Genomic DNA, 22,547 nt, shown 5'->3' with positions numbered 1-22,547 from the left:
GTGATCTCCTGGCGCGGCGCCGTGTGCGAAGCGGGACTAGCCGTGGTGTCCGCTGGGGTCTGTTCGCGTTCGGGCAACGTTGATTGTTGTTATGTCGGCTGTGCGGCGCGAGGGCCGCGAGAGGCGACATAGCCAGGACCGTGCCAGGATTGTAACTATCTGATTTTTAAGTCTTATTTTGAGAATTGCGCAAATGGAGAGAAGCCGTTTGTCTCTACTCGGAGACAAGGCGGCGGATATATTCGTTCTTGCGCCCTGGCTCAGATGCTGGAAGGCGTTGTCTCTTTTTTGAGACTTGTCTCTTTTTCAGGATTGAAGGCCCAGTGCCGCCATCTTCTTGTAGAGCGTCGAGCGCCCCAGTCCCAGGCGTTGCGCGGCTGCATCGACGTTGCCGGCATGTTCGGCCAGGGTATTGGCGATGAGTTCACGCTCGAAGGCGTCGCGTGCGGCGTAGAAGTCCTGTCCGTCGGCCAGCTTGGCTTTTGGCGTGGTCGAGGTGGCCGGCAGCGGTTGCAGCTCGCCCAGCGCCGTACGCAGGGCGGCGGCGTCGATCTGCGGGCGGTCGCCCAGCAGCACGGTGCGCTCCAGCAGGTTGCGCAGTTCACGCACGTTGCCCGGCCAGGCGTGCCGGGCGAGCAGGGCGAGGCCGCCGGCGTCCAGCTCGTAAAGTGTCTGGCGGTCGTCGCGCAGGCCATCGAGGATGGCTTCGCACAGTGCCGGCAAATCCTCCAGGCGCTCGCGCAGCGGCGGAATCTCGATGGGCAGGACGTTGATGCGGTAGAACAGGTCGGCGCGGAATCGTCCGTCGCGCACCGCCGCATTCAGGTCGATGGAGGTGGCAGCGATCAGGCGGATGTCGCTGCGCAGCACTTCGTTGGAGCCTACCGGCTCGAATTCCTTTTCCTGCAGCACGCGCAGCAGCTTGCTCTGCAGGGTCAGCGGCATGTCGCCGATCTCGTCGAGAAACAGCGTGCCGCCCTGGGCAATCTGCAACTTGCCGGCGCGACCCTTGCGGTCGGCGCCGGTAAAGGCGCCCGGCGCGGTGCCGAAGAATTCGGCTTCCAGCAGGGTTTCAGGAATGGCGGCGGCGTTGAGGCTGACGAAGGGTTTGTCGGCGCGCGGCGAGGTGGCGTGGATGGCGTGGGCGAGCAGTTCCTTGCCGGTACCGGTCTCGCCCAGCAGCAGGATCGGCGCCTCGCTGGCGGCACCCCGGCGGGCGCGGCGTTTTACTTCCAGGCTGGCCGGGCTGGTGCCGATGAAATGCCCGAAGCTGTACTTGGCCTGGCGCGCCTGCAGCAGCGAGCGGGTCGAGGCCAGTTCGGCCTGCATGCGCTGGTAGCGGGTGAGCAGCGGCGACAGCGCACGCAGTTCATCGAAGAGGGCGAAGCCGATGCCGCCGATGACCTCGCCCGCGTCATCGCGGATCGGCACGCGCATGACCACCAGCGGGTCCTTGGTCATGTCGAGGATGTCCAGCAGCATCGGCCGGCCGCTGCTGACCACCTCGCGCATCAGGCTGCCGGGGATCACCTGTTCGACGGGGCGGCCGATAGCCTGCTCGGCGCTGTCCAGACCGAAGCGTTGCGCATAGCGCTGGTTGATCCAGACGATGCGCGCCTCGCGATCGACTATCACCGTGCCTTCGCTGAACTGCTCGAAGATTTCGAACAGCGAGCGGATCGCCAGTTGGCGAACGCTGGGGTAGTCCTTGAGGCTGTGGGTGTCGGTCATGGGCGGGCCGTGCGCGAAGAGGGCAGAGGGCGCACTGTACCGGGATGTGACGGTAGGGTCAGCAGCGGGTCATGGGGGGGATTGTTTTTCGTAGGAGCGAGCTTGCTCGCGAACAAAACCCGCTGCGGGGCTCGGGTTCGCGAGCAAGCTCGCTCCTACAGGGGCATAGAGGCTGTGACGCTCCTACGCCACAGGCTGGCTCAGCGTTTGGAAAGCTGCGCCTTGGCCACTCGCGAGCCGTTGGGCTTGTCGAGCACCGCGCAGATGCGTTGGCCAGCATCGATCAGCTGGTCCAGGTCGACGCCGGTGTGGATGCCCAGGCCGTTGAGCAGGTAGAGCACGTCCTCGGTGGCGACATTGCCGGTGGCGCCCTTGGCGTAGGGGCAGCCGCCCAGGCCGGCGACCGAGCTGTCGAACACCGCGATGCCTTCCAGCAGGCTGGCGTAGATGTTCGCCGTGGCCTGGCCGTAGGTATCGTGGAAGTGCCCGGCCAGTTGCGCGCGCGGCACGCGTTGGCCGACGACTTCGAACATGCGGCGGGTGGCGCCGGCGGTGCCGACGCCGATGGTGTCGCCGAGAGAAACTTCGTAGCAGCCCATGGCGTGCAGCTCCTCGGCGACGGCGGCAACCTGCGCCGCGTCCACCTCGCCCTGGTAGGGGCAGCCGAGTACGCAGGAGACGTAGCCGCGCACGCGCACGCCGTGCTGGCGTGCCGCTTCCATCACCGGGACGAAGCGCTCCAGGCTCTCCTTGATCGAGCAGTTGATGTTCTTCTGCGAGAAGGCCTCGGAGGCGGCGGCGAACACCGCGACTTCCTTCACCCGGGATTCCAGCGCGGCCTCGAAACCCTTCAGGTTCGGCGCCAGGGCGGCGTAGGTGACGCCGGCCTTCTGCTGGATGCCGGCGAAGACCTCGGCCGAACCGGCCATCTGCGGCACCCACTTGGGCGAGACGAAGCTGCCGACTTCGATGTAGCTCAGGCCGGCGGCGGTGAGGTCATCGACCAGGCGCACCTTGTCGGCGACGGCGATAGGTTGCTTTTCGTTCTGCAGGCCGTCGCGCGGGCCGACTTCGACCAGGCGGACGGATTTTGGCAGGGTCATGAAATGTCCTCGTTGGATGGGTGCGAAGGGCGCTATTGCTCTTCGTAGGAGCGAGCTTGCTCGCGAATGCATTGCACCCTGGGTTACCGGAGTGAAGCGGGTTCGCGAGCAAGCTCGCTCCTACACAAGTGGCATCGGCGTCAGGCTGGCGCTTCTTCCAGTTCGACCAGCGCGGTGCCTTCGGACACCAGCTCGCCTTCGCTGCAATACAGCGATTTCACCACGCCAGCGTGCGGCGCGCGAATGCTGTGTTCCATCTTCATGGCTTCGAGCACCACCAATGCGGCGCCGGCTTCGACACTCTGGCCGGGCTCAACCAGGATGCGCACGATGCTGCCATTCATCGGCGCGCCCAGGCCGCCCTGGTGCGAGTGCGCGGCTTCGGCTTCGGCGATGGCGTCGAAACGCTGCACGCTGACCAGCTCGCCGTTCCACTCCAGATAGAGGCTGTCGCCACGGCGGATCACCTGGTGGCGGCGGCGCAGTTCGCCGTCGTTCACGTCCAGCCATTGCCCATCGAGCTTGGCGATGCGCTGGCCGTCGGCATGGCGCAGGCGCACTACCTGGGACTCGCCCTTGGCCAGCAGGTGCAGGTCGGTTTCCCCCGGCAGGCCGCTGCGCCAGCCGCTCTGGGCGGACCACGGCGAGTGGGCGTCGTCACCGCGCACGCGGGCGGCGTCGCTCTGCACCCAGGCTTCGCCGGCAAGCTGCCAGAAGCGCTCGGGCAGGGCGGTCGGAGTGGGTAGCAGGGTGTCCTGGTAACGGGCGATGAAGCCGGTATCCAGCTCGCCTTCGGCGAAGGCCGGGTGGGCCAGCACGCGGCGCAGGAACGCCAGGTTGGTCTTGAAGCCGCCGACCGCGGTTTCGGCAAGCATCGACAGCAGGCGCTGGCGGGCTTCCTCGCGGTTCTCGCCCCAGGCGATCAGCTTGGCCAGCATCGGGTCGTAGAATGGCGAGATGTCGTCGCCCTCGCGGATGCCGCTATCGGTACGTCGGCCGGGACCGGCAGCGGGTTCGCGGTACAGCGCGAGGTGGCCGCTGGCGGGCAGGAAGCCGCCCTCGGGGTCTTCGGCATAAAGGCGCACTTCGATGGCGTGGCCGTTCAGCGGCACCTGCTGCTGAGTCAGCGGAAGTGGCTCGCCACGGGCGACGCGGATCTGCCAGGCCACCAGGTCGAGGCCGGTGATGGCTTCGGTGACCGGGTGCTCCACCTGCAGGCGGGTGTTCATTTCCATGAAGAAGAACTGGCCGCTGCCTTCGTCGTAGAGAAATTCGACGGTGCCGGCGCCGACATAGCCGATGGCCTGTGCGGCGCGCACGGCGGACTCGCCCATGGCGGCGCGCAGTTCGGCGGAGAGGCCCGGTGCCGGCGCTTCTTCCACGACTTTCTGATGACGCCGCTGGATCGAGCAGTCGCGCTCGTTGAGGTACAGGCAATTGCCATGCTGGTCGGCGAACACCTGGATTTCCACGTGGCGCGGCTTGGTCAGGTACTTTTCCACCAGCATGCGCGAGTCGCCGAAGCCGGACTGCGCTTCGCGCTGGGCGGACTCCAGCGCCTCGGCCAGCTCGGCCTCGCGCTCGACCACCTTCATGCCCTTGCCGCCACCGCCGGCGGCGGCCTTGAGCAGTACCGGGTAGCCGATGCGCTGCGCTTCGAGCTGGAAGGTCGCGTAGTCCTGCGCCTCGCCGTGGTAGCCAGGCACCAGCGGCACGCCGGCGGTTTCCATCAGCGCCTTGGCCGCGGACTTGCTGCCCATGGCGTCGATGGCGCTGGCCGGCGGGCCGAGGAAGATCAGCCCGGCCTCTTCGCAGGCACGGGCGAAGCCAGCGTTCTCCGAGAGGAAGCCGTAGCCGGGGTGAATGGCCTGGGCACCGGCAGCTTTTGCGGCGGCCAGCACGGCGTCGGCGCGCAGGTAGCTCTCAGCGGGCTTGGCGCCGCCCAGGTCGATGGCGATGTCCGCCTCCTCGACGTGGCGGGCGTTGCGGTCGGTGGCGCTGTGTACGGCCACAGTGGTCAGGCCCAGGGCCTTGGCGGTGCGCATCACACGGCAGGCGATTTCGCCGCGGTTGGCCACCAGCAGGGTATCGATCTTCTTCATCAGACTTGCTCCTGCCAGGCCGGTTTGCGTTTCTCCAGGAAGGCGTGCAGGCCTTCCTGCCCCTCGGGGCTGATGCGAATGCGGGCGATGGCGGCTTCGGTGTAGCGGCGGCGTTCCGGGGTCAGTTCACCAGTGCCGATTTCATGGAACAGCGCCTTGCACGCCACCAGGGCTGCCGGGCTGTTGTTCATCAGGTTGGCGATCCAGGCCTCGGCTTCGTCGTCCAGTTCGGCGGCGGGGTAGTGCTCGTCCACCAGCCCCAGCTCGCGGGCGCGGATGCCGCTGAAGCGTTCGGCGGTCATGGCATAGCGAGTGGCGGCACGCTGGCCGATGGCCTTGGTGACGAAGGGCCCGATGGTGGCCGGGATCAGGCCGATGCGCACTTCGGACAGGCAGAACTGCGCGTCCTCGGCGGCCAGCGCCATGTCGCAGCAGGAGACCAGCCCCACGCCGCCGCCGAAGGCTGCGCCCTGGACGATGGCGAGTGTCGGCTTCTTCAGCTGGTGCAGGTTGTAGAGCAGTTCGGCGAGCTGCTGCGCATCGTTCAGGTTGCCCTGGTAGTCCAGCTTCACGGACTCCTGCATCCACGAAAGGTCAGCGCCGCCGCAGAAATGCCGGCCACGGCCGCGCAGCACGACGAGGCGCACGCGCTCCTCGTTGGCCACGGCGTCCAGCGCCTGGATCAGTTCGGCGATGGTCTGGGCGTTGAAGGCGTTGTTCTTCTCCGGGCGGTTCAGCCACAGGCTGGCGACGCCGCGCGGGTCGATATCGAGCTCAATGTTCTGATAGTCGGTCATGGCAGCGGCCTTACATGCGGAAGACGCCGAAGCGGGTCGCTTCGACAGGCGCGTTGAGCGAGGCGGAGAGGGCGAGGCCGAGTACGTCGCGGGTCTGCGCCGGGTCGATCACGCCGTCGTCCCACAGGCGGGCGCTGGAGTAGTAGGGATGACCCTGGCGTTCGTACTGTTCGAGGATCGGCGCCTTGATCTTCGCCTCGTCCTCGGCAGACAGCGCAGAGCCTGCGCGTTCGGCCTGCTCGCGCTTGACCTGGGCCAGCACGCCTGCGGCCTGTTCGCCGCCCATTACGCCGATCCGCGCGTTGGGCCACATCCACAGGAAGCGCGGGTCGTAGGCGCGGCCGCACATGCCGTAGTTACCGGCGCCGAAGCTGCCGCCGATGATCACGGTGAACTTCGGCACCTGGGCGCAGGCCACCGCGGTGACCAGCTTGGCGCCGTGCTTGGCGATGCCGCCGGCTTCGTACTTCTGGCCGACCATGAAGCCAGTGATGTTCTGCAGGAACACCAGCGGGATGCCGCGCTGGCAGGCCAGCTCGATGAAGTGCGCGCCTTTCTGCGCGGCTTCGGCGAAGAGGATGCCGTTGTTGGCGAGGATCGCCACCGGGTAGCCGTGCAGGTGGGCGAAGCCGCACACCAGGGTGGTGCCGAACAGCGCCTTGAACTCGTCGAATTCGCTGCCGTCGACCAGGCGCGCGATGATCTCGCGCACGTCGAAGGGCTGCTTGCTGTCCACAGGGATCACGCCGTACAACTCGTCGGCGGCGTACAGCGGCGCGCGCGGGGCGCGGGTGTTGAGCTGGCCCTGCTTGGTCCAGTTGAGGTTGGCGATGCAGCGGCGGGCGATGGCCAGCGCGTGCTCGTCGTCCTCGGCGTAGTGGTCGGCTACGCCGGAGGTCTTGCAGTGCACGTCGGCGCCGCCCAGGTCCTCGGCGCTCACCACCTCACCGGTGGCGGCCTTCACCAGCGGCGGGCCGGCGAGGAAGATGGTGGCCTGGTTGCGCACCATGATGGTCTCGTCGCTCATCGCCGGTACGTAGGCACCGCCGGCGGTGCAGGAGCCCATGACCACGGCGATCTGCGGGATGCCTTGCGCGCTCATGTTGGCCTGGTTGAAGAAGATCCGGCCGAAGTGCTCGCGGTCGGGGAAGACTTCGTCCTGGCGCGGCAGGTTGGCGCCGCCCGAGTCCACCAGGTAGATGCACGGCAGGCGGTTCTGCTGGGCGATGGTCTGGGCGCGCAGGTGTTTCTTCACGGTCAGCGGGTAGTAGCTGCCGCCTTTCACCGTGGCGTCGTTGCCGACGATCATGCATTCCACGCCTTCCACCCGGCCGATGCCGGCGACCACGCCGGCGGCGGCGACGTCTTCGCCGTACACCTCATGGGCGGCGAGGGCGGAGACTTCGAGGAAAGGGGAGCCGGCGTCGAGCAGGCGGTTGATGCGCTCGCGCACCAGCAGCTTGCCGCGCGCGGTGTGCTTGGCCTGGGCGGCGGCGCCGCCGCCTTCGTGGACGCGGCCAAGGACGGCGCGCAGGTCCTGGACGTTCTCCAGCATGGTCGCGGCGTTGGCGGCGTATTCCGGGGAACGGGTGTTGAGTTGGGTGCCGAGGATGGTCATGGCGTCTCCACGAGCGGGATTCTTTTGTAGGAGCGAGCTTGCTCGCGAACAGCCCAGATGCCAGGCGGGTTCGCGAGCAAGCTCGCTCCTACAGGGACGGATGCGGATGGGTTCAGCGGGTCTCGTTGAACAGCTCGCGGCCGATCAGCATGCGGCGGATTTCGCTGGTGCCGGCGCCGATCTCGTAGAGCTTGGCGTCGCGCAGCAGGCGGCCGGTGGGGAACTCATTGATGTAGCCATTGCCGCCAAGGATCTGGATGGCGTCCAGGGCCATCTGGGTCGCGCGCTCGGCGGTGTAGAGGATCACCCCGGCGGCGTCCTTGCGGGTGGTCTCGCCACGGTCGCAGGCCTGGGCGACCGCGTAGAGGTAGGCACGGCTGGCGTTGAGCTGGGTGTACATGTCAGCGACCTTGCCCTGGATCAGCTGGAACTCACCGATGCTCTGGCCGAACTGCTTGCGGTCGTGGATGTAGGGGACGATCACGTCCATGCAGGCCTGCATGATGCCGATCGGGCCGCCCGCGAGGACCACGCGCTCGTAGTCCAGGCCGCTCATCAGCACCTTCACGCCACCGTTGACGGCGCCCAGCACGTTCTCCTCCGGGACTTCCACGTCATCGAAGAACAGCTCGCAGGTGTTGGAACCGCGCATGCCCAGCTTGTCGAACTTGCTGCCACGGCTGAAGCCTTTCCAGTCGCGCTCGACGATGAACGCGGTGATGCCGTGGGCGCCTTTCTCTGGCTCGGTCTTGGCGTAGATCACGTAGGTGTTGGCATCCGGGCCGTTGGTGATCCAGGTCTTGCTGCCATTGAGGACGAAGCGGTCGCCGCGCTTTTCGGCGCGCAGCTTCATCGACACCACGTCGGAGCCGGCGTTGGGCTCGCTCATGGCCAGGGCGCCGATGTGCTCGCCGCTGATCAGCTTGGGCAGGTACTTGGCCTTCTGCTCGGCATTGCCGTTGCGCTTGATCTGGTTGACGCACAGGTTGGAGTGCGCGCCGTAGGAAAGGCCGACCGACGCCGAGCCACGGCTGATCTCTTCGATGGCGATGACGTGGGCCAGGTAGCCCATGTTGGCGCCGCCGTATTCCTCCGCCACGGTGATGCCGAGCAGGCCCATGTCACCGAACTTCTTCCACATGTCCATGGGGAACAGGTTGTCGGCGTCGATCTGCGCGGCGCGCGGAGCGAGTTCGCTGGCGACGAAGCCCTGCACCTGCTCGCGCAGCATGTCGATGGTTTCGCCGAGGCCGAAGTTGAGGGAGGGGTAGCTCATGGAAATCACCTGTACTTGTAGTTGTAATTTGATGAGAGAGCGGGCAGGGCGGCGAGATCAGCTCGTGGCGCGCTGCTTGCGGGGTTTGTCGGTCTCGGCCATGGCCGCCAGGCAGCGCTCCTCGGCCGTGTCCAGTTCCAGTTTCATCTGCTCGATGTCGAGCAACTGCTGCTCCAGCTGCGCGCGGCGCGCGGTGATCTTGTCGAGGAAGGTCTGCAGTTGCTTGGTGTTGCCGCTGGATGGGTCGTAGAGGTCGATCAGCTCCTTGCACTCGGCTAGCGAGAAACCGATGCGCTTGCCGCGCAGGATCAGCTTCAGGGCCACTAGGTCCTTGGCGCTGTAGATGCGCTCCTGGCCACGGCGCTCGGGGCTGAGCATGCCCTGTTCCTCGTAGAAGCGGATGGCGCGGGTGGTGACGTCCAGTTCGCGGGCCAGCTCGGAGATGGTGTAGGTCGTGGGCATGGGAATCTTCTTGCTCGGTCGTTTACCTTTACGTTAACGTAAACCTGCCTTGGGTCACTGTCAATACAGCACGAGCGCGGCGTAGGGAAGGGGAATGGCGTGGGAATTGCCTGCTGCTCACTACTAGACTTTCCTACGTAGGGCTTCCCCTTTACGGACGCTGCCTGCGGGTGTACACAGCCCTGACCAGCTTGCGAGTTCCGCGCCCTGACATCCCTGAAATGGGGCACGGAACCTACCGGAGCGATGCATGACTACAAGAACAATAAGCAGCGACCTGCTGCGCGAAGCCCACCTGGCCCGTGAACGCCTGCAACAGGAGGGCGAGGTCCCCAGCGGCGTGCTCCGCGAGGAAATCGACGCCTCCTGGCGGCGCAGCCTTGGCCATGGCCTGGACTGCGCGAGCGGCACCGAGCACGGCCTCGACACGCGGGTCAAACCCGACGTGCTGCTGGCTGGCAATCGCCTGCTGCTCGACGCCGCCACCCCCGAACTCGACTACCTGCAACAGCGCCAGGGCCATGATGGTGTGATCATCCTGGCCAACGCCGACGCCACCATCCTCTGTGTCGAAGGCGCCCGCGAGCGCATGCAGAGCAAGGGGCTGGCCGACATCGTCCAGGGCGCCTGCTGGAGCGAAGCCTCGCGCGGCACCAACGCCCTGGGTACCGCACTGGTGGAAAAGCGCGCCACGCAGATCGACTGCGGCGAACACTTTCTCGACCGCCTGAGCCGTTTTTCCTGCACCTCGGTGCCCATCGAGGGGCCACAGGGCACGCTGCTCGGCGTTCTCGACATGACCCGCGAAGGGCCGCTTTCCGGCCCGCGTGAAAGCCTCTCGCTGCTCAGCCTCGCGGTGTTCCAGATCGAGGCGCGGCTGTTCGCCGTCAGCCATCCGGGGCAGGTGGTGATCGCCTTCCATTATCGCCGCCAGTACCTGGATTCCGCCTGGCAGGGCCTGCTGGCGCTGGGGCTGGACGGCAAGGTGCTGGCCGTCAGCGGCCAGGCCTGCCAACTGCTCGGTGCCCACCGCGAAAGCCTGGTGGGCCGGCGCAGCGAAGAGCTTCTCGGTCTGCGCGGCGACCAGTTGCTCGGCCGTCTCTATCAGGGCGGTGTCGGCAGCCTGCAGACGCCCAAGGGCGAGCTGTTCTACAAGACGCTCCAGGCGCCGCTGCGCAGCCACGCGGTGCCGGTCAGCGCCCGCGCGCCACGCCCGGCCGCCGGCCCCGAACTCGAAGCCCTCGCCGGCAGCCACCCGCGCTACGCCCGTGCCCTGCGCATGGCACGCCAGGGCCTGGTGAACGAACTCCCCGTGTTGCTGCTGGGTGAAACCGGCAGCGGCAAGGAAGTGGTGGCCCGCGCCCTGCACCAGGCCAGCGCGCGCAGCGACAAACCCTTTGTCGCGGTGAACTGCGCGGCGATTCCCGAGGGTCTGATCGAGTCCGAGCTGTTCGGCTACCGCGACGGCGCCTTTACCGGCTCGCGGCGTGGCGGCATGGTTGGCCGGCTGCAGCAGGCCCACGGCGGCACGCTGTTCCTCGACGAGATCGGCGATATGCCGCTGGCCCTGCAAGCGCGCCTGCTGCGCGTGCTGCAGGAGCGCAAGGTGGCGCCGCTGGGCGCTGGCGAGGAGCAGGACATCGACGTCGCATTGATCTGCGCCACCCACCGTGACCTCAAGCGCCTAGTGGAAGAAAAGCACTTCCGCGAGGACCTCTACTACCGCGTCAACGGCATCAGCGTGAAGCTGCCGGCGCTGCGTGAGCGCGACGACCTCGCCGAGCTCGCCAGCGGCCTGCTGACTCGGCTGGGCGCGCCGAAGGTGAAGCTCTCCGCCGAATTGCTCGGCCTGCTGCGCGAGTACCACTGGCCGGGCAACATCCGCCAGTTGGAGATGGTCCTGCGCACCGCGCTGGCCATGCGTGAGGAGGGCGAGGAGGAACTGAGTCTCGATCACTTGCCCGACAGCACGCTGGACGAACTCAGCGCCGGCGAGCGCGCACCCAGTGGCAGTATCCGCGAGAACGAACTGGAACTGATCCGCCAGGCGCTGGAGCGCCACCAGGGCAACGTCTCCGCTGCCGCCGATGCGCTGGGCATCAGTCGCGCCACGCTGTACCGCAAGCTCAAGCAACTCAAGGTGGGCTGATGTTCTTCACCCGCCTGATCGAGAGCGACGATCCGCAGGCGCTCAAGGCGTCGCTGCGCTGGTTGTACGGCTTCGTGCGCCCACACAAGGCTGCCATCGTCGGCCTGCTGGGGTTGTCGTTCTGCGCCTCGCTGCTGGTACTCGCGCAGCCGTGGCTGACCAAAACGCTGATCGACGACGGCCTGCTGGCGAAGGACTTCCCGGTGCTGGTGATGGTGGCCGGCGCGATGATCGTCGTCGGCCTGGTCGGCACGGCGTTGTCCGGCCTGAACCGCTACCTGCACACGCGCCTGTCCGGGCGCATCCTGTTTTCCCTGCGCGATGCGTTGTACCGCCACCTGCAGACGCTTTCGCCAAGCTTCTTCGGCCGCCGCCGCATCGGCGACCTGATGTCGCGGCTGGACGGCGATGTCGCCGAGATCCAGCGCTTCGCCGTGGACTCGCTGTTCTCTGCCGTGTCCAGCGTGATCGGCCTGATCGGCGCGCTGGCGCTGTTGCTCACCCTGTCGTGGAAGCTCTCGCTGCTGGTAGCGCTGCTGATCCCCCTGGACGTGCTCTGGCTGCGCTGGATGCGGCGCAAGGTGGAGCGCGAGGCGCGTGGCCTGCGTGAGCGTTCGGCGGACCTTTCGTCGTTCTTCGTCGAGACGCTGCCGGCGATGAAATTCATCCAGTCCGCTGGCCAGCAGAACCGTGAAGCCGGGCGTCTGGAAGGGCTGGGGCAGGGCTATCTGGGCCAACTGCTGCGCCTGCAACTCACCGAGTTCTTCACCCAGGCCGTGCCCGGCACGCTGATGTCATTGTCCCGCGCCTGCGCCTTTCTGGTCGGCGGCTATTGGGTAGTTCAGGGCACCTGGCAACTGGGTTCGCTGATCGCCTTTTCCACTTACCTGGGCATGGCCATCGGGCCGGTGCAGAGCCTGCTTGGCCTGTACGTTGCACTGCAGCGCATGACCGTCAGCCTCGGCCGGGTGATGGAGTTGCGCGGCGAGGATGCGACCATCGTTTCGCCCGCTACGCCACGGCCGATGCCGTCGGTGGGCGAGCTGCGCCTGGAGAACCTGCACTACGCCTGGCCGGGGCGCACGCAGCCGGTGCTACGGGATGTGCAGGCGGTGATTCCCGCCGGCCTCAAGGTCGCGCTGAGTGGCCCTTCCGGCGTCGGCAAGAGCACCCTGATCGATCTGCTGCAGCGCTTCTATGATCCCGACCAGGGACGCATCCTGCTGGACGGTGTGGACCTGCGCGATCTCGACCTGCACGCGTTGCGCCGGCGTGTGGCGGTGGTCAGCCAGGATATCGTGCTGTTCCGCGGCAGCCTCGCCGACAACCTGGCCTACAGCGCGCCCGGATCGAGCCGCGAGGCCATCGACAGGGCTGCCCGCGCGGCACAACTCGACAGCCTGATCGCCAGCCTGCCCGAAGGCCTCGACAGCCCGCTGGGCGAGCGTGGCCAGCAGCTTTCCGGCGGGCAGAAGCAGCGCATCGCCATCGCTCGCGCGCTGTTGCAAGACCCGCTGATCCTTGTTCTGGACGAAGCCACTTCGCAGGTGGACGAGAGCACCGAGCGCGAGGTGATCGCGGCCATCGACCAGCTATTCGCCGGGCGCACGCGCCTGCTGATCAGCCATCGCACCTCGACCCTGGCCGCCGCCGACCTGCACTTGGAATTGCAGGATGGGCAGATGCGGGTGCGCGAGGCTCAGTCGGCGCAGCACCATGAAGCCTGAGCTGCGGGTTGGGGTGGTCGATAGTGGGCATGCTTTGGAGCAGGCGGGCTCAGTCGTCGGCGGGCAGCGGTTTCGTCTCGCCGATGATGGATTGGACCGACTGCCACTGTCGGTTGATCGCCTGGGCCATGGCAGTGCCGTCTGCGAAGCGATTCTTTCCCCGGCGCCCGATGCCCGCCTGTTCGTCGCCCAGGTCTTCGATGAACGTGGCGTGACCAGTCCATTGCAGATCGCCGCTGCGCTGCACTGGCTGGGCGAGCAGGGCGTGCGCGTGATCAACCTGAGCCTGGGCGTGCGCCAGGATCGGCCGATCCTGCGCGAGGCCGTGGCGGAGCTGATCGAGGCCGGCGTACTGGTTTGCGCGTCCAGCCCGGCGCGGGGCGAGCCGGTGTTTCCGGCAAGCTATCCCGGCGTGATCCGGGTGACCGGCGATGCGCGTTGCGGCGAAGGCCAATGGTCCTGGCTGGATAGCCCACAGGCGGATTTCGGTGCCTCTGTGAAAGTAAGCGGGCGCTCGGGGGCGAGCCTGGGCTGCGCGGCCTTCAGTGGCCATCTGGCGGCGCTGCTTGCGGAGCGGCCAGAGATTTCCAATGTGCAGATCATTGAGGTGATGCGCGAGCGGGCGGTTTTTCGGGGGATCGAGCGGAAGGTGAGTTTGTGAATCATGGTCGAGTTTTTTCCCCTCACCCCAACCCTCTCCCGGGGGGAGAGGGGGCCGTCCTCTGCAAGCGTTTAGCGCGGAGACTTTCCTGCGGTTCTCGGCGTGGGCGGAAATCCCCAGGCGCGCCGATCAGTTCCCTCTCCCTCTGGGAGAGGGCTAGGGAGAGGGCAGCCGGAGCATGACTGAATTACCCATCTTGATCCTCGGCGCCGGCCCCGCCGGAGCCGCCGTCGCCCTCGGCCTGCGCCGTCTCGGTCATTGCGTCATCGTCATCAGCGAATGGCGCCGCTTCGCCGCCGTCGAAGGTGTCTCCCAGCGTGTACTCGAAGCCCTGCGCAATGCCGGCCTGAACCACGCCCTGAGCTGTGCCGCGCCGCCCTCGCAACGGCGCGTGCACTGGAACGGCGTGGAAAGTGCGCAGAACATCGAATGCGTCCTCGATCGCCCGCGCTTCGATGCGGGGCTGCGCGAGGACCTGAAGCACGGCGGTGTCGAGCTGATCGAGGCCCAGGTGCTGGGCGTGGCGGAGGATGGTTCAGGCTGGCGCGTGAAACTTGAAAACGGCCGGGAAGTGCAGGGCGCCTTCCTCGTCGAAGCCCGCGGCCGCCAGGCGCCATTGAATCAAAAGGGCCAGAAGGCCCGGCGCGGCCCGGAAACCCTCAGCCTGCTCAACCGCTGGCAGGGCGAGCCCGGTCCGCTGGCGACGGCAGTGGAGAGCCTGGCCGACGGCTGGGCCTGGATGGCTCGGCTGGAGGATGGCCGCTGCTACTGGCAGCTCACCCTGGACGTCGCCAGCAGCCAACTGCCGCCCCGCGAGCAGTTGCTGGACTTCTGCCGCGAGCGCCGCCGCGCGTCGAAGCTGGTCCGGCAGTTCTTCGGTGATGCCGAGGAGCGTGAGCTGGACCTGCACGCCCGCAGCAGCACAGCGATCCTCTGCCTGGAAGCCTGCGGTGACAACTGGATTCGCGTGGGCGATGCGGCGATGGCGGTGGACCCGCTGTCCGGCAATGGCATTTTCCAGTCATTGTCCTCGGCCTTGCAGGCACCGCTGGTGATCAACACGCTGCTGCGCGCGCCGGAGCGGGCGGAGTTGGCCAGGCGCTTCCATCAGCAACGGGTCGAGCAGTTGTTCCTGCGCTTCGCCCGTATCGGTCGCGACTTCTATGCCAGCGAAACACAGTGGGCCGACCAGCCGTTCTGGCAAGCGCGCCGTGACTGGCCGGACGAGCAGCCGAGCCACGTGCCGGCGGACTTCGCCAGCCTGCGGATCGAGCGAGCTCCGGTCCTGAAGGGCGAGTTCGTCGACGAAGCGGACGTGGTGGTCAGCGCCGACCAGCCGCTGGGCATCTGGCATCTCGACGGCCTGGAGCTGGCGCCCTGGCTGCGGCGGCTGCGCGCGGAGCCCGAGGCGCAGGTACTGGCGGACCTGCCGCCGGAGCGCCGCCGGGTGTTCCAGGGCTGGCTTTTGTCCCAGGGCTATCGGCCACAGCTTTAACCACTTCACGGAATTTCGAGGACTCGTCGGGCGATGATGCCCGGCTGCCCGACGGAGAATCCCATGGCCTTCCTGCGATCCGTTTTTGCCCTGTCGCTGATCCTGCTGACGCTGTTCGACACTTCGCTCGCCGCTTCGACGCCGGTGGCCGACACCGCCAGTGCGGAGCGCTTCCTGCGCCAGTTGTATGCCAGCTATTCGCCGGACGGCCCGGGCGTGCCGAACAAGTCGCTGAAGGAAGAGGACGTTTACGACGCTTCGCTGATCGCGCTGATGAAGGCTGACCAGGACGCTGCCGACGGTGAGCTGGGCTACCTGGGTGGCGACCCGCTGTGCGATTGCCAGGACTGGGGCGATATCAAGGTGAAGTCGTTGGCGTTTACCCCGGTGGACGACGAACGAATCAAGGCGCGGGTGGTGCTCAAGGATGCACTGACGGGGGAGGACCGTGACCTTGGCCTCTTGCTGCATCGCACGGCTGGGGGCTGGCTGGTCGAAGACTGCTTCAACGAGCAGGGCAGCCTGGCCGAGAATCTGCGACATAGCACCCGGGAGCTGCTGCAGTTGAAGAAAGACGCGGCCAAGCCCTGATTCAATCTGCGGTCTGAGTCCGGGTTCGGCTCTGTTCGCGAGCAAGCTCGCTCCTACAAAAAACACGGAGCTCCCTGTAGGAGCGAGCTTGCTCGCGAACCGCACGGCCCGAAGGCCATCGTGATCTGCCAATGAGCGCAGGAGCGGACTCCGTCCGCGACAGGTCCGCATCGCGCCAGACACCATCGCGGACGGAGGCTAGGCGCCCCCGTCGCTCCTACAACAGCAATGACTTACTTGCGGTCGATCCACACGGTCTGCGGGTTGGTGAACTCGCGCAGGCCGAAGTGCGACAGCTCGCGACCGAAGCCGCTCTTCTTCACGCCGCCGATCGGTACGCGGGGATCGGAAGCGGAGAAGCCGTTGATGAACACGCCACCGCTGACCAGGCGACGGGCCATGTGCTGGGCCTTGGCCTTGTCGGCGCTCCAGATCGCGCCGGAGAGGCCGAACTCGCTGTCGTTGGCCAGCTCCAGGGCATGCTCGGCGTCGCGGGCGACGATCAGCGACGCGACGGGGCCGAAGATTTCCTTCTTGAACGCGGTGTTGCCCGGCTTCACGTCGGCCAGCACGGTCGGCGCGTAGTAGTTGCCTTCGCCTTCGAGCTTGTGGCCGCCCAGCAGCAGGGTGGCGCCGTCGGCGATGGCCTGCTGTACCTGGCCATCCAGTTCGTCGCGCAGGTCGAAGCGAGCCATCGGGCCGACGAAGGTGTCGTCCGCCAGCGGGTCGCCGATCTTCAGCGCCTTGACCGCGGCCAGCAGCTTCTCGGTGAAGGCCGGGGCGATGGATTCTTCCAGGATCATGCGCTTTGCGGCGATGCACACCTGGCCGCAGTTGCCGAAGCGGCTGGCGACGGCGGCTTTCACGGCGGCGTCGAGGTCGGCGTCGGCGAGCACGATGAAGGCGTCGGAACCGCCCAGCTCCAGCACGCACTTCTTCAGCGCGGCACCGGCCTGGGAGGCGATGGCGGCACCGGCGCCGACACTGCCGGTCACGGCGATGGAGGCGATGCGGTCATCGGCGATGGCCTTGGAGACCAACGGCGGCTCGACGTTCAGCACCTCGAACACGCCTTCCGGCAGGCCGGCTTGCAGCCAGGCGTCGCGCAGCTGATAGGCGCAGCCCATGACGTTCGGCGCGTGCTTGAGCACGTAGGTGTTGCCGCCCAGGATGATGCTCACCGCGCCACGCATGACCTGCCAGGTGGGGAAGTTCCACGGCATCACGGCCAGCACCGGGCCCAGCGGCAGGTAGGAGATGTACGCGCCTTCGATGCTGGTCTTCTCGTCTTCGAGCATGGCCGGGCCGTTGTCGGCGTACCACTCGCAGAGGTTGGCGCACTTGTTGATCTCGCCACGGGCCTGGGTGACCGGCATGCCCATTTCCTGGGCTTCCATGCGGGCCATCGGCTCGACGTTGGCGCGCAGGACTTCGGCCATCTTGCGCAGCACGGCGACACGTTCGGCGATGCTGGTGTCGCGCCATTGGCGGAACGCGGCATCGGTGCGGGCCAGCGAGGTTTCCAGCTGGGCGGCGTCTTCGAAGGTGTAGCGGGCCAGTTCCTGGCCGGTGGCGGGGCTGCGGGAGATGGCAGCGGGGATGGCAGCGATCTGGTTCATGGTGAGTCCTGCTTGTTCTGTGTAAGGGCGCAAGGCCGGTCGTTCGTCCGGACGCACTGGCTCCGGAATGACGCTGAAATTAAGATGCCCGTTCATTCATGTAAAATGAATAATCAAGAAATACTCTTTCTCTCGGAGAGAATGATGGACCTGACCCAGCTGGAAATCGTCCGCGCCGTCGCCCACGAGGGCAGCATCACAGCAGCAGCGGCCCGTCTGCACCGCGTTCCTTCGAACCTGACCACGCGGATCAAGCAGCTGGAAGCGGAGCTGGGTACCGAGCTGTTCCTCCGTGAAAAACTGCGCCTGCGTCTGTCGCCGACTGGCCGCAGCTTCCTCGATTACGCCGAGCGCATCCTCGATCTGGTCGATGAGGCGCGGCAGGTGGCGGTGGGCGCCGAGCCCCATGGCGGCTTCTCCCTGGGCTCGATGGAGAGCACGGCGGCGGTGCGTATCCCGGAGATGCTCGCGCGTTATCACCAGCAATGTCCGAAGGTGCAGCTGGACCTCTCCACCGGTCCTTCGGGCGAGATGATCGACGGGGTGCTCTCCGGCCGTTTCATCGCCGCCTTCGCTGATGGCCCGGCCAACCACCCGCAACTGGACGGCCAGCCGGTATACCGCGAGGAACTGGTGCTGATGAGCGCCAAGCACCATGCGCCGGTGCATGACGCGCGGGACGTGGCGGGGGAGACGGTGTTCGCCTTCCGCGATACCTGTTCCTACCGCAAGCGCCTGGAGGGCTGGTTCGCCGAGCACCGCGTGGTGCCGGGCAAGATCGTCGAGATGGAGTCCTACCACGGCATGCTCGCCTGCATCGCGGCGGGTGGCGGCGTGGCGATCATCCCGCGGGCGATGTTCGAAAGCCTGGCCGGCGGCCGCAACGTGGCGATCCACCGGTTGGCGCCTCAGCATGCCGACGCGACGACCTGGCTGTTCTGGCGTCGGGGTACCGATACGCCAGCGCTGCGGGCATTTATCGGACTACTGGATGCGCCCCTGCCCGAGGCCGCAGTGGCCTGAGGCCGGGCCTTTGCACGTGCTGTTTCGACGGCTTTACGTAACGCCTTCGAGACAGCGGTTAAATATTCACCAGCGCCTCTTGCAGCGGCTTTGCGCTGCGCTAACGTGAATTTCTCTGTCCGTCGTGCGAAGGCGGAAAACGCCCTTCGCGGCAGGGCGTTTTCCCCTGGCCTTCAGCCCGGAGCGCATGATGGAGACACGTAGCAAGAGACGACGCGCCAATGCGTTGCAGATCACCTTGATGGGCGCGGGGCTGATGTTCTTCGCCCTGGCCCTCGCGGTTTCCCTGGTCAGCCTGTGGCCGCAGTCCTACCCGAAATTCCCCCCTGCCGGCGCCGTCGGCGACCCGGGCGTGCAATGCCTGATCGGCTGGTGCCCGGGGCCGGACGCGCGGCTGCTGGTGATGGTCATGGTCGCCGGCGCGCTGGGTAGCTTCGTCCATGTCGCGAAGTCCTTTGGCGACTTCGTCGGCAATGACCGCTTCATGGCCAGCTGGATCTGGTGGTACCTGCTCAAGCCCTGCATCGGCATGGCGCTGGCGCTGATGCTGTACCTGATCGTTCGCGCGGTGTTCCTGACAGTGAACGTCGCCAGCGACTCGGCCAGCGTCAATCTGTACGGGCTGATGGCCATGTCCGGGCTGGTGGGGATGGCCTCCAAGCAGGGCACCGACAAATTCGCCGAAGTTCTCGACAGCCTGTTCCGAACCCGTCGGAGCAGCGGCGACGCCCGGCGCAAGGACCAGCTGGAAAACCCCGTGGCGGTCATTACCGAGGCACAGCCTCCGGTCCTCGATGCCCAGTCGCTGTATGTCACGCTGCGCGGCAAGGGTTTCAGTCGCGGCGCACGGGTGCTGGTGAATGGCGTGGAGCGCGAGACGTCGCTGGCCGACAGCTCGCGGCTGGCCTTCCAGCTGTTGCCCGAGGATGTGGCCGCCGCCGGCAGCCTGGCCGTAGTGGTGGTTAACCCGCCGCCAGGAGGTGGGCCATCCGCATCGCTGATGCTGGAAGTGAGCGCACCGCCGCAGGTCGAAGCGGAACCAGAGCCGCCGCATGCTGATCCCGTGGCGATGGTGGTGGCTTCGGCCGAAGAGGATTCTGCGGTGGCGCTGCACTGATTCCCCAAGGGCGCTTCGGTTCTTGTAGGAGCGAGCTTGCTCGCGAACCGCTTGACGCCCATGGTGCCGGTAGAACCGTTCGCGAGCCAGCTCGCTCCTGCCGGAAGCTCGTGGTGCGAGAACGAAAAAGGCCCCGGAAGGGGCCTTTTTCGTGGGTGCCGGACAGCGTCAGGCGCTGCTGTTTACCGTCTCGCGCTTCACCGGCTTGGCGGCTGGCGCGTGGTGCTCGTCGTGGTCGTGATCATCGCCGACCACCTGGACCTCGTTGCCCTCGGCGTCATACAGCTTGCCGTTCTGGAAGTAGTCACCTTCGTTCAGTGCGGCGATGTCGCGATAGCGCAGGGTGCGCTCCTCGGCAGCGACGAACACCGATTGCTGGTTGGAGTTACCGGTCTTGAGATGGTTGAACAGCAGGTTGAGACCGATGGCCATGATCGCCGCCGAGCTGATGCCCGAGTGGAAGATGGTGGCGAACCAGCTGGGGAAGTGCTCGTAGAAGCTGGGGGCGGCGATCGGGATCATGCCGAAGCCGATGGAGGTGGCGACGATGATCAGGTTCATGTTGTTGCGGTAGTCGACCTTGGACAGGGTGCGGATGCCGCTGGCCGCCACAGTGCCGAACAATACGACGCCGGCGCCGCCGAGCACGGAGGAGGGCACTGCGGCAATCACCCGGCCCATCACCGGCAGCAGGCCGAGGGTCACCAGGATCAGACCGCCGGTGGCCACCACGTAGCGGCTCTTCACGCCGGTCACGGCCACCAGGCCGACGTTCTGGGCGAAGGCGCTCTGGGTGAAGGAGCCGAAGATCGGCGCCAGGATGCTCGACGCCATATCCGCGCGCAGGCCGTTGCCCAGGCGCTTGGAGTCGACCTTGGTGCCGATGATCTCACCGACGGCGAGGATGTCCGCCGAGGTTTCCACCAGGGTCACCATGATCACGATGAGCATCGACAGGATCGCGGCGACGTGGAAGGTCGGCATGCCGAAATGGAAGATCGCCGGGAAGGCCACCATCGGGCCTTCGGCCACGCGGGAGAAGTCGGTCATGCCCAGGGCGGCGGCGATCAGGGTACCGATGACCATGGCCAGCAGGATCGACAGGCGCGAGATGGACGCGCTGCCGAGTTTGCTCAGCAGCAGGACGATCACCAGGGTGAGGGCAGCCAGGCCGATGTTGGCCATGCTGCCGAACTCCGGCGCCTTGGGGTTGCCGCCCATGGCCCAGCGTGCCGCCACTGGCATCAGCGTCAGGCCGATGGTGGTGATGACGATGCCGGTGACCAGCGGGGGGAAGAACTTGGTGATGCGCGAGAACACCGGTGTGATCAGGAAACCGATGAAGGATGCCGCCATCACCGCGCCCAGCACGGCGTTCAGGCCGCCGCCCTCATAGCCGCCGCCAAGGATGGCGATCATGGTGGCGACACCGGCGAAGGATACGCCTTGCACCAGCGGCATCTGTGAGCCGAAGAAGGGGATACCGAGGGTTTGCAGCAGGGTGGCCAGGCCACCGGCGAACAGCGAGGCAGCGATCAGCAGGCCGATCTCGCTTGGGCTGAGCCCGGCCGCCTGGCCGAGGATCAGGGGCACGGCGACGATACCGCCGTACATGGTCAGAACGTGTTGCAGGCCGTACGCCAGGTTGGCGCCGATTCCGAGGTTCTCGTCTTCCGGGCGTGCTCCGGCGGACGCTACAGCTGAACGATCATTCATGGCTGAGGACTCGCTTGTTTTTGTTGTGCGGCCACTGTAGACAAAGTCCGTGGGAAATATCCACTGTTTTGTATACATGTTTATGGCCGATGGTCCGGAATCTGACCGGTCGGTTATGTGTTCTTTCAGGTTCGATGGCTCTGCAATCGGCGTTCTGCATGAAATCCTGACTCGGCGTGCGTTGCACGAAATGTGTGCACATGTGAATCCAAAAGCACCAGTTGGCTGCATGCAAAGCTCCGGAAGGTTCTTTGCGGCCACCTGTACACAGGTCTTCGCAAATTGCGGGCCAGGGATGCTCTCGGCTCACCGCGTTCCCCTGTGCCGGCCGGCCCTGCTATAACCGTTCGCCTTGGTTTTCGCCGGACTTCAGAAAAGATGGCCCTTCCGCCGCTGCACAGCTTCAGGGTGTTCGAAAGCGTGGCCCGCCTGGGCAGCCTGGCCGCGGCTGCTGTCGAGCTGCACGTCACCACCGGTGCGATCAGTCAGCAGGTGAAGGCGCTGCAGACGAGCCTGGGCGTGGAGCTGTTCGAGAAGCGCGGTCGGCAACTGGTACTGACCGCCAGTGGGCGGGCGCTGCAGAAGAGTGTGGCCAGTGCGATGGGCGAGATCACCGGGGCCGTCCAGGCGTTGCAGGCTGGGCTACGGCCGGAGAAGGATCGGGTCAATATCTGCCTGTCGATCCCGCCGGCCGAGGGCGTGGAATGGCTGACCCGACCGCTGCTGCGCTTCATGGAGGAATCGCGTTCAGTGCGGGTGAGCGTGATCACCGCGCCGGGCATGCCCCAGGTGGACTGGCGCCGCGCCGATGTGGCGGTGATCTACGGCACGCCGCCATGGCCGGGCGTCTGGTGGCGTCTGCTGCATGGCATCCGCATGACGCCGGTGTGCAGCCCGCAGTACCTGCGCGGGCCGCTGGCCATTCAGGTAGCCGCCGACCTGGCCCGGCATCGCCTGTTGCATGAGGATGACGGCAGCCAGTGGCAGCAATGGCTGGCCGAGGCTGGCCCCAATCGCGGTGGTGCCGAGGACATCCATTTCGAGGATTTCGGCATGGTCCTGCAGGCGGCGCGCGATGGCTTTGGCGTGGCGCTCAGCGACGAGACGGTCTCCCAGCGCGACCTCGACGAAGGCCGCCTGGTGCGCCCGCTGCCGACCTGGGTGGCGGCGGTGCACAACTACTACGTCGTCTGCCCCGAGGCGAAACGCGAACGCCCGGAGGTCCGGGCGTTCATCGAATGGTTGCTGTCGGTGGGCGAGTAGCGCTCAACCCGGGAACGCTGTGGGTCGGTGAGCCTGTAGGAGCGAGCTTGCTCGCGAATCGGGGTCAGCCTGATACAAAAGTTCAGGACAGCACGCC

General features: G+C 66.5%; 17 protein-coding genes. 8 read left to right on the top strand and 9 right to left on the bottom strand.

Annotated features, from left to right (window positions below; translation table 11 throughout):
- Positions 1–306: 306 nt before the first annotated feature.
- The 7 genes from AC2T4A_RS23450 to AC2T4A_RS23420 form a co-directional block, all read right to left on the bottom strand.
- Positions 307–1,731, bottom strand: coding sequence for a sigma-54 interaction domain-containing protein (locus AC2T4A_RS23450; protein ID WP_486741934.1), 1,425 nt, complete (start codon positions 1,729–1,731; stop codon positions 307–309).
- A 200-nt stretch (positions 1,732–1,931) separates the two neighbouring features.
- Positions 1,932–2,834 carry a hydroxymethylglutaryl-CoA lyase gene (locus AC2T4A_RS23445; protein WP_416746864.1) on the bottom strand — a complete coding sequence of 301 codons (903 nt, stop codon included), beginning with the start codon at positions 2,832–2,834 and terminating at the stop codon, positions 1,932–1,934.
- A gap of 140 nt (positions 2,835–2,974) precedes the next feature.
- The gene (locus AC2T4A_RS23440; RefSeq protein ID WP_486741933.1) at positions 2,975–4,936 is read right to left on the bottom strand and encodes an acetyl/propionyl/methylcrotonyl-CoA carboxylase subunit alpha; all 1,962 of its coding nucleotides are present in this window, start codon (positions 4,934–4,936) and stop codon (positions 2,975–2,977) included.
- Positions 4,936–5,733 carry a gamma-carboxygeranoyl-CoA hydratase gene (locus AC2T4A_RS23435; protein WP_416746868.1) on the bottom strand — a complete coding sequence of 266 codons (798 nt, stop codon included), beginning with the start codon at positions 5,731–5,733 and terminating at the stop codon, positions 4,936–4,938. The genes AC2T4A_RS23440 and AC2T4A_RS23435 overlap by 1 nt, the downstream gene beginning before the upstream one ends.
- A gap of 10 nt (positions 5,734–5,743) precedes the next feature.
- The gene (locus tag AC2T4A_RS23430; protein WP_478378417.1) at positions 5,744–7,351 is read right to left on the bottom strand and encodes a carboxyl transferase domain-containing protein; all 1,608 of its coding nucleotides are present in this window, start codon (positions 7,349–7,351) and stop codon (positions 5,744–5,746) included.
- 112 nt (positions 7,352–7,463) lie between these two features.
- Entirely contained in the window at positions 7,464–8,627 is a 1,164-nt protein-coding gene (locus AC2T4A_RS23425; RefSeq protein WP_024765596.1) for an isovaleryl-CoA dehydrogenase, read from the bottom strand.
- Between the two features lie 57 nt (positions 8,628–8,684).
- Entirely contained in the window at positions 8,685–9,089 is a 405-nt protein-coding gene (locus AC2T4A_RS23420) for a MerR family transcriptional regulator (protein ID WP_236199817.1), read from the bottom strand.
- A gap of 250 nt (positions 9,090–9,339) precedes the next feature.
- On the opposite strand from AC2T4A_RS23420, the gene AC2T4A_RS23415 reads away from it, so the two are divergent.
- From AC2T4A_RS23415 to AC2T4A_RS23395, 5 genes are all read left to right on the top strand, one after another.
- The gene (locus AC2T4A_RS23415; protein ID WP_416746875.1) at positions 9,340–11,238 is read left to right on the top strand and encodes a sigma-54-dependent Fis family transcriptional regulator; all 1,899 of its coding nucleotides are present in this window, start codon (positions 9,340–9,342) and stop codon (positions 11,236–11,238) included.
- Positions 11,238–12,965, top strand: a complete 1,728-nt coding sequence (locus AC2T4A_RS23410; protein WP_486741932.1) for an ABC transporter ATP-binding protein — start codon at positions 11,238–11,240, stop codon at positions 12,963–12,965. The genes AC2T4A_RS23415 and AC2T4A_RS23410 overlap by 1 nt, the downstream gene beginning before the upstream one ends.
- Entirely contained in the window at positions 12,955–13,626 is a 672-nt protein-coding gene (gene qhpE / locus AC2T4A_RS23405) for a subtilisin-like serine protease QhpE (RefSeq protein ID WP_486741931.1), read from the top strand. The genes AC2T4A_RS23410 and qhpE overlap by 11 nt, the downstream gene beginning before the upstream one ends.
- Before the next feature lie 178 nt (positions 13,627–13,804).
- Positions 13,805–15,121, top strand: a complete 1,317-nt coding sequence (gene qhpG / locus AC2T4A_RS23400) for a flavin-dependent monooxygenase QhpG (RefSeq protein WP_486741930.1) — start codon at positions 13,805–13,807, stop codon at positions 15,119–15,121.
- Between the two features lie 63 nt (positions 15,122–15,184).
- A complete protein-coding gene (locus AC2T4A_RS23395; RefSeq protein WP_486741929.1) occupies positions 15,185–15,712 on the top strand; it encodes a DUF3828 domain-containing protein in 528 nt (175 codons plus the stop codon).
- Positions 15,713–15,945: 233 nt separating this feature from the next.
- Here the strand turns inward: AC2T4A_RS23395 and AC2T4A_RS23390 are convergent, their stop codons facing one another.
- Positions 15,946–17,331: an NAD-dependent succinate-semialdehyde dehydrogenase gene (locus AC2T4A_RS23390; RefSeq protein ID WP_285887990.1), complete on the bottom strand. Its 1,386-nt coding sequence runs from the start codon at positions 17,329–17,331 to the stop codon at positions 15,946–15,948.
- A 144-nt stretch (positions 17,332–17,475) separates the two neighbouring features.
- Here AC2T4A_RS23390 and ptrR point away from each other — a divergent pair, with 144 nt between their 5' ends.
- The gene (ptrR, locus tag AC2T4A_RS23385) at positions 17,476–18,354 is read left to right on the top strand and encodes a putrescine utilization regulator PtrR (RefSeq protein ID WP_416746885.1); all 879 of its coding nucleotides are present in this window, start codon (positions 17,476–17,478) and stop codon (positions 18,352–18,354) included.
- 190 nt (positions 18,355–18,544) lie between these two features.
- Complete coding sequence (locus AC2T4A_RS23380; protein WP_486741928.1) at positions 18,545–19,471, top strand: hypothetical protein; 927 nt, start codon at positions 18,545–18,547, stop codon at positions 19,469–19,471.
- 168 nt (positions 19,472–19,639) lie between these two features.
- Here the strand turns inward: AC2T4A_RS23380 and AC2T4A_RS23375 are convergent, their stop codons facing one another.
- Positions 19,640–21,187 (bottom strand): nucleobase:cation symporter-2 family protein, encoded by a 1,548-nt coding sequence (locus tag AC2T4A_RS23375; RefSeq protein ID WP_416746889.1) that lies wholly within the window; start codon positions 21,185–21,187, stop codon positions 19,640–19,642.
- 378 nt (positions 21,188–21,565) lie between these two features.
- Here AC2T4A_RS23375 and AC2T4A_RS23370 point away from each other — a divergent pair, with 378 nt between their 5' ends.
- Positions 21,566–22,450 (top strand): LysR substrate-binding domain-containing protein, encoded by an 885-nt coding sequence (locus AC2T4A_RS23370; protein WP_486741926.1) that lies wholly within the window; start codon positions 21,566–21,568, stop codon positions 22,448–22,450.
- Positions 22,451–22,547 lie beyond the last annotated feature (97 nt).

It is taken from the genome of Pseudomonas sp. PVC-3-1 (assembly GCF_057444315.1).
Note: the sequence above shows the minus strand (reverse complement) of the source record. Positions and strands in the feature narration are given on the sequence as shown.

What these genes read in the sequence shown, in the direction of transcription:
- AC2T4A_RS23450 (WP_486741934.1), bottom strand. Translation starts at nt 1,731, where the DNA reads ATGACCGACACCCACAGCCTCAAGGACTACCCCAGCGTTCGCCAACTG.
- AC2T4A_RS23445 (WP_416746864.1), bottom strand. Translation starts at nt 2,834, where the DNA reads ATGACCCTGCCAAAATCCGTCCGCCTGGTCGAAGTCGGCCCGCGCGAC.
- AC2T4A_RS23440 (WP_486741933.1), bottom strand. Translation starts at nt 4,936, where the DNA reads ATGAAGAAGATCGATACCCTGCTGGTGGCCAACCGCGGCGAAATCGCC.
- AC2T4A_RS23435 (WP_416746868.1), bottom strand. Translation starts at nt 5,733, where the DNA reads ATGACCGACTATCAGAACATTGAGCTCGATATCGACCCGCGCGGCGTC.
- AC2T4A_RS23430 (WP_478378417.1), bottom strand. Translation starts at nt 7,351, where the DNA reads ATGACCATCCTCGGCACCCAACTCAACACCCGTTCCCCGGAATACGCC.
- AC2T4A_RS23425 (WP_024765596.1), bottom strand. Translation starts at nt 8,627, where the DNA reads ATGAGCTACCCCTCCCTCAACTTCGGCCTCGGCGAAACCATCGACATG.
- AC2T4A_RS23420 (WP_236199817.1), bottom strand. Translation starts at nt 9,089, where the DNA reads ATGCCCACGACCTACACCATCTCCGAGCTGGCCCGCGAACTGGACGTC.
- AC2T4A_RS23415 (WP_416746875.1), top strand. Translation starts at nt 9,340, where the DNA reads ATGACTACAAGAACAATAAGCAGCGACCTGCTGCGCGAAGCCCACCTG.
- AC2T4A_RS23410 (WP_486741932.1), top strand. Translation starts at nt 11,238, where the DNA reads ATGTTCTTCACCCGCCTGATCGAGAGCGACGATCCGCAGGCGCTCAAG.
- qhpE (WP_486741931.1), top strand. Translation starts at nt 12,955, where the DNA reads ATGAAGCCTGAGCTGCGGGTTGGGGTGGTCGATAGTGGGCATGCTTTG.
- qhpG (WP_486741930.1), top strand. Translation starts at nt 13,805, where the DNA reads ATGACTGAATTACCCATCTTGATCCTCGGCGCCGGCCCCGCCGGAGCC.
- AC2T4A_RS23395 (WP_486741929.1), top strand. Translation starts at nt 15,185, where the DNA reads ATGGCCTTCCTGCGATCCGTTTTTGCCCTGTCGCTGATCCTGCTGACG.
- AC2T4A_RS23390 (WP_285887990.1), bottom strand. Translation starts at nt 17,331, where the DNA reads ATGAACCAGATCGCTGCCATCCCCGCTGCCATCTCCCGCAGCCCCGCC.
- ptrR (WP_416746885.1), top strand. Translation starts at nt 17,476, where the DNA reads ATGGACCTGACCCAGCTGGAAATCGTCCGCGCCGTCGCCCACGAGGGC.
- AC2T4A_RS23380 (WP_486741928.1), top strand. Translation starts at nt 18,545, where the DNA reads ATGGAGACACGTAGCAAGAGACGACGCGCCAATGCGTTGCAGATCACC.
- AC2T4A_RS23375 (WP_416746889.1), bottom strand. Translation starts at nt 21,187, where the DNA reads ATGAATGATCGTTCAGCTGTAGCGTCCGCCGGAGCACGCCCGGAAGAC.
- AC2T4A_RS23370 (WP_486741926.1), top strand. Translation starts at nt 21,566, where the DNA reads ATGGCCCTTCCGCCGCTGCACAGCTTCAGGGTGTTCGAAAGCGTGGCC.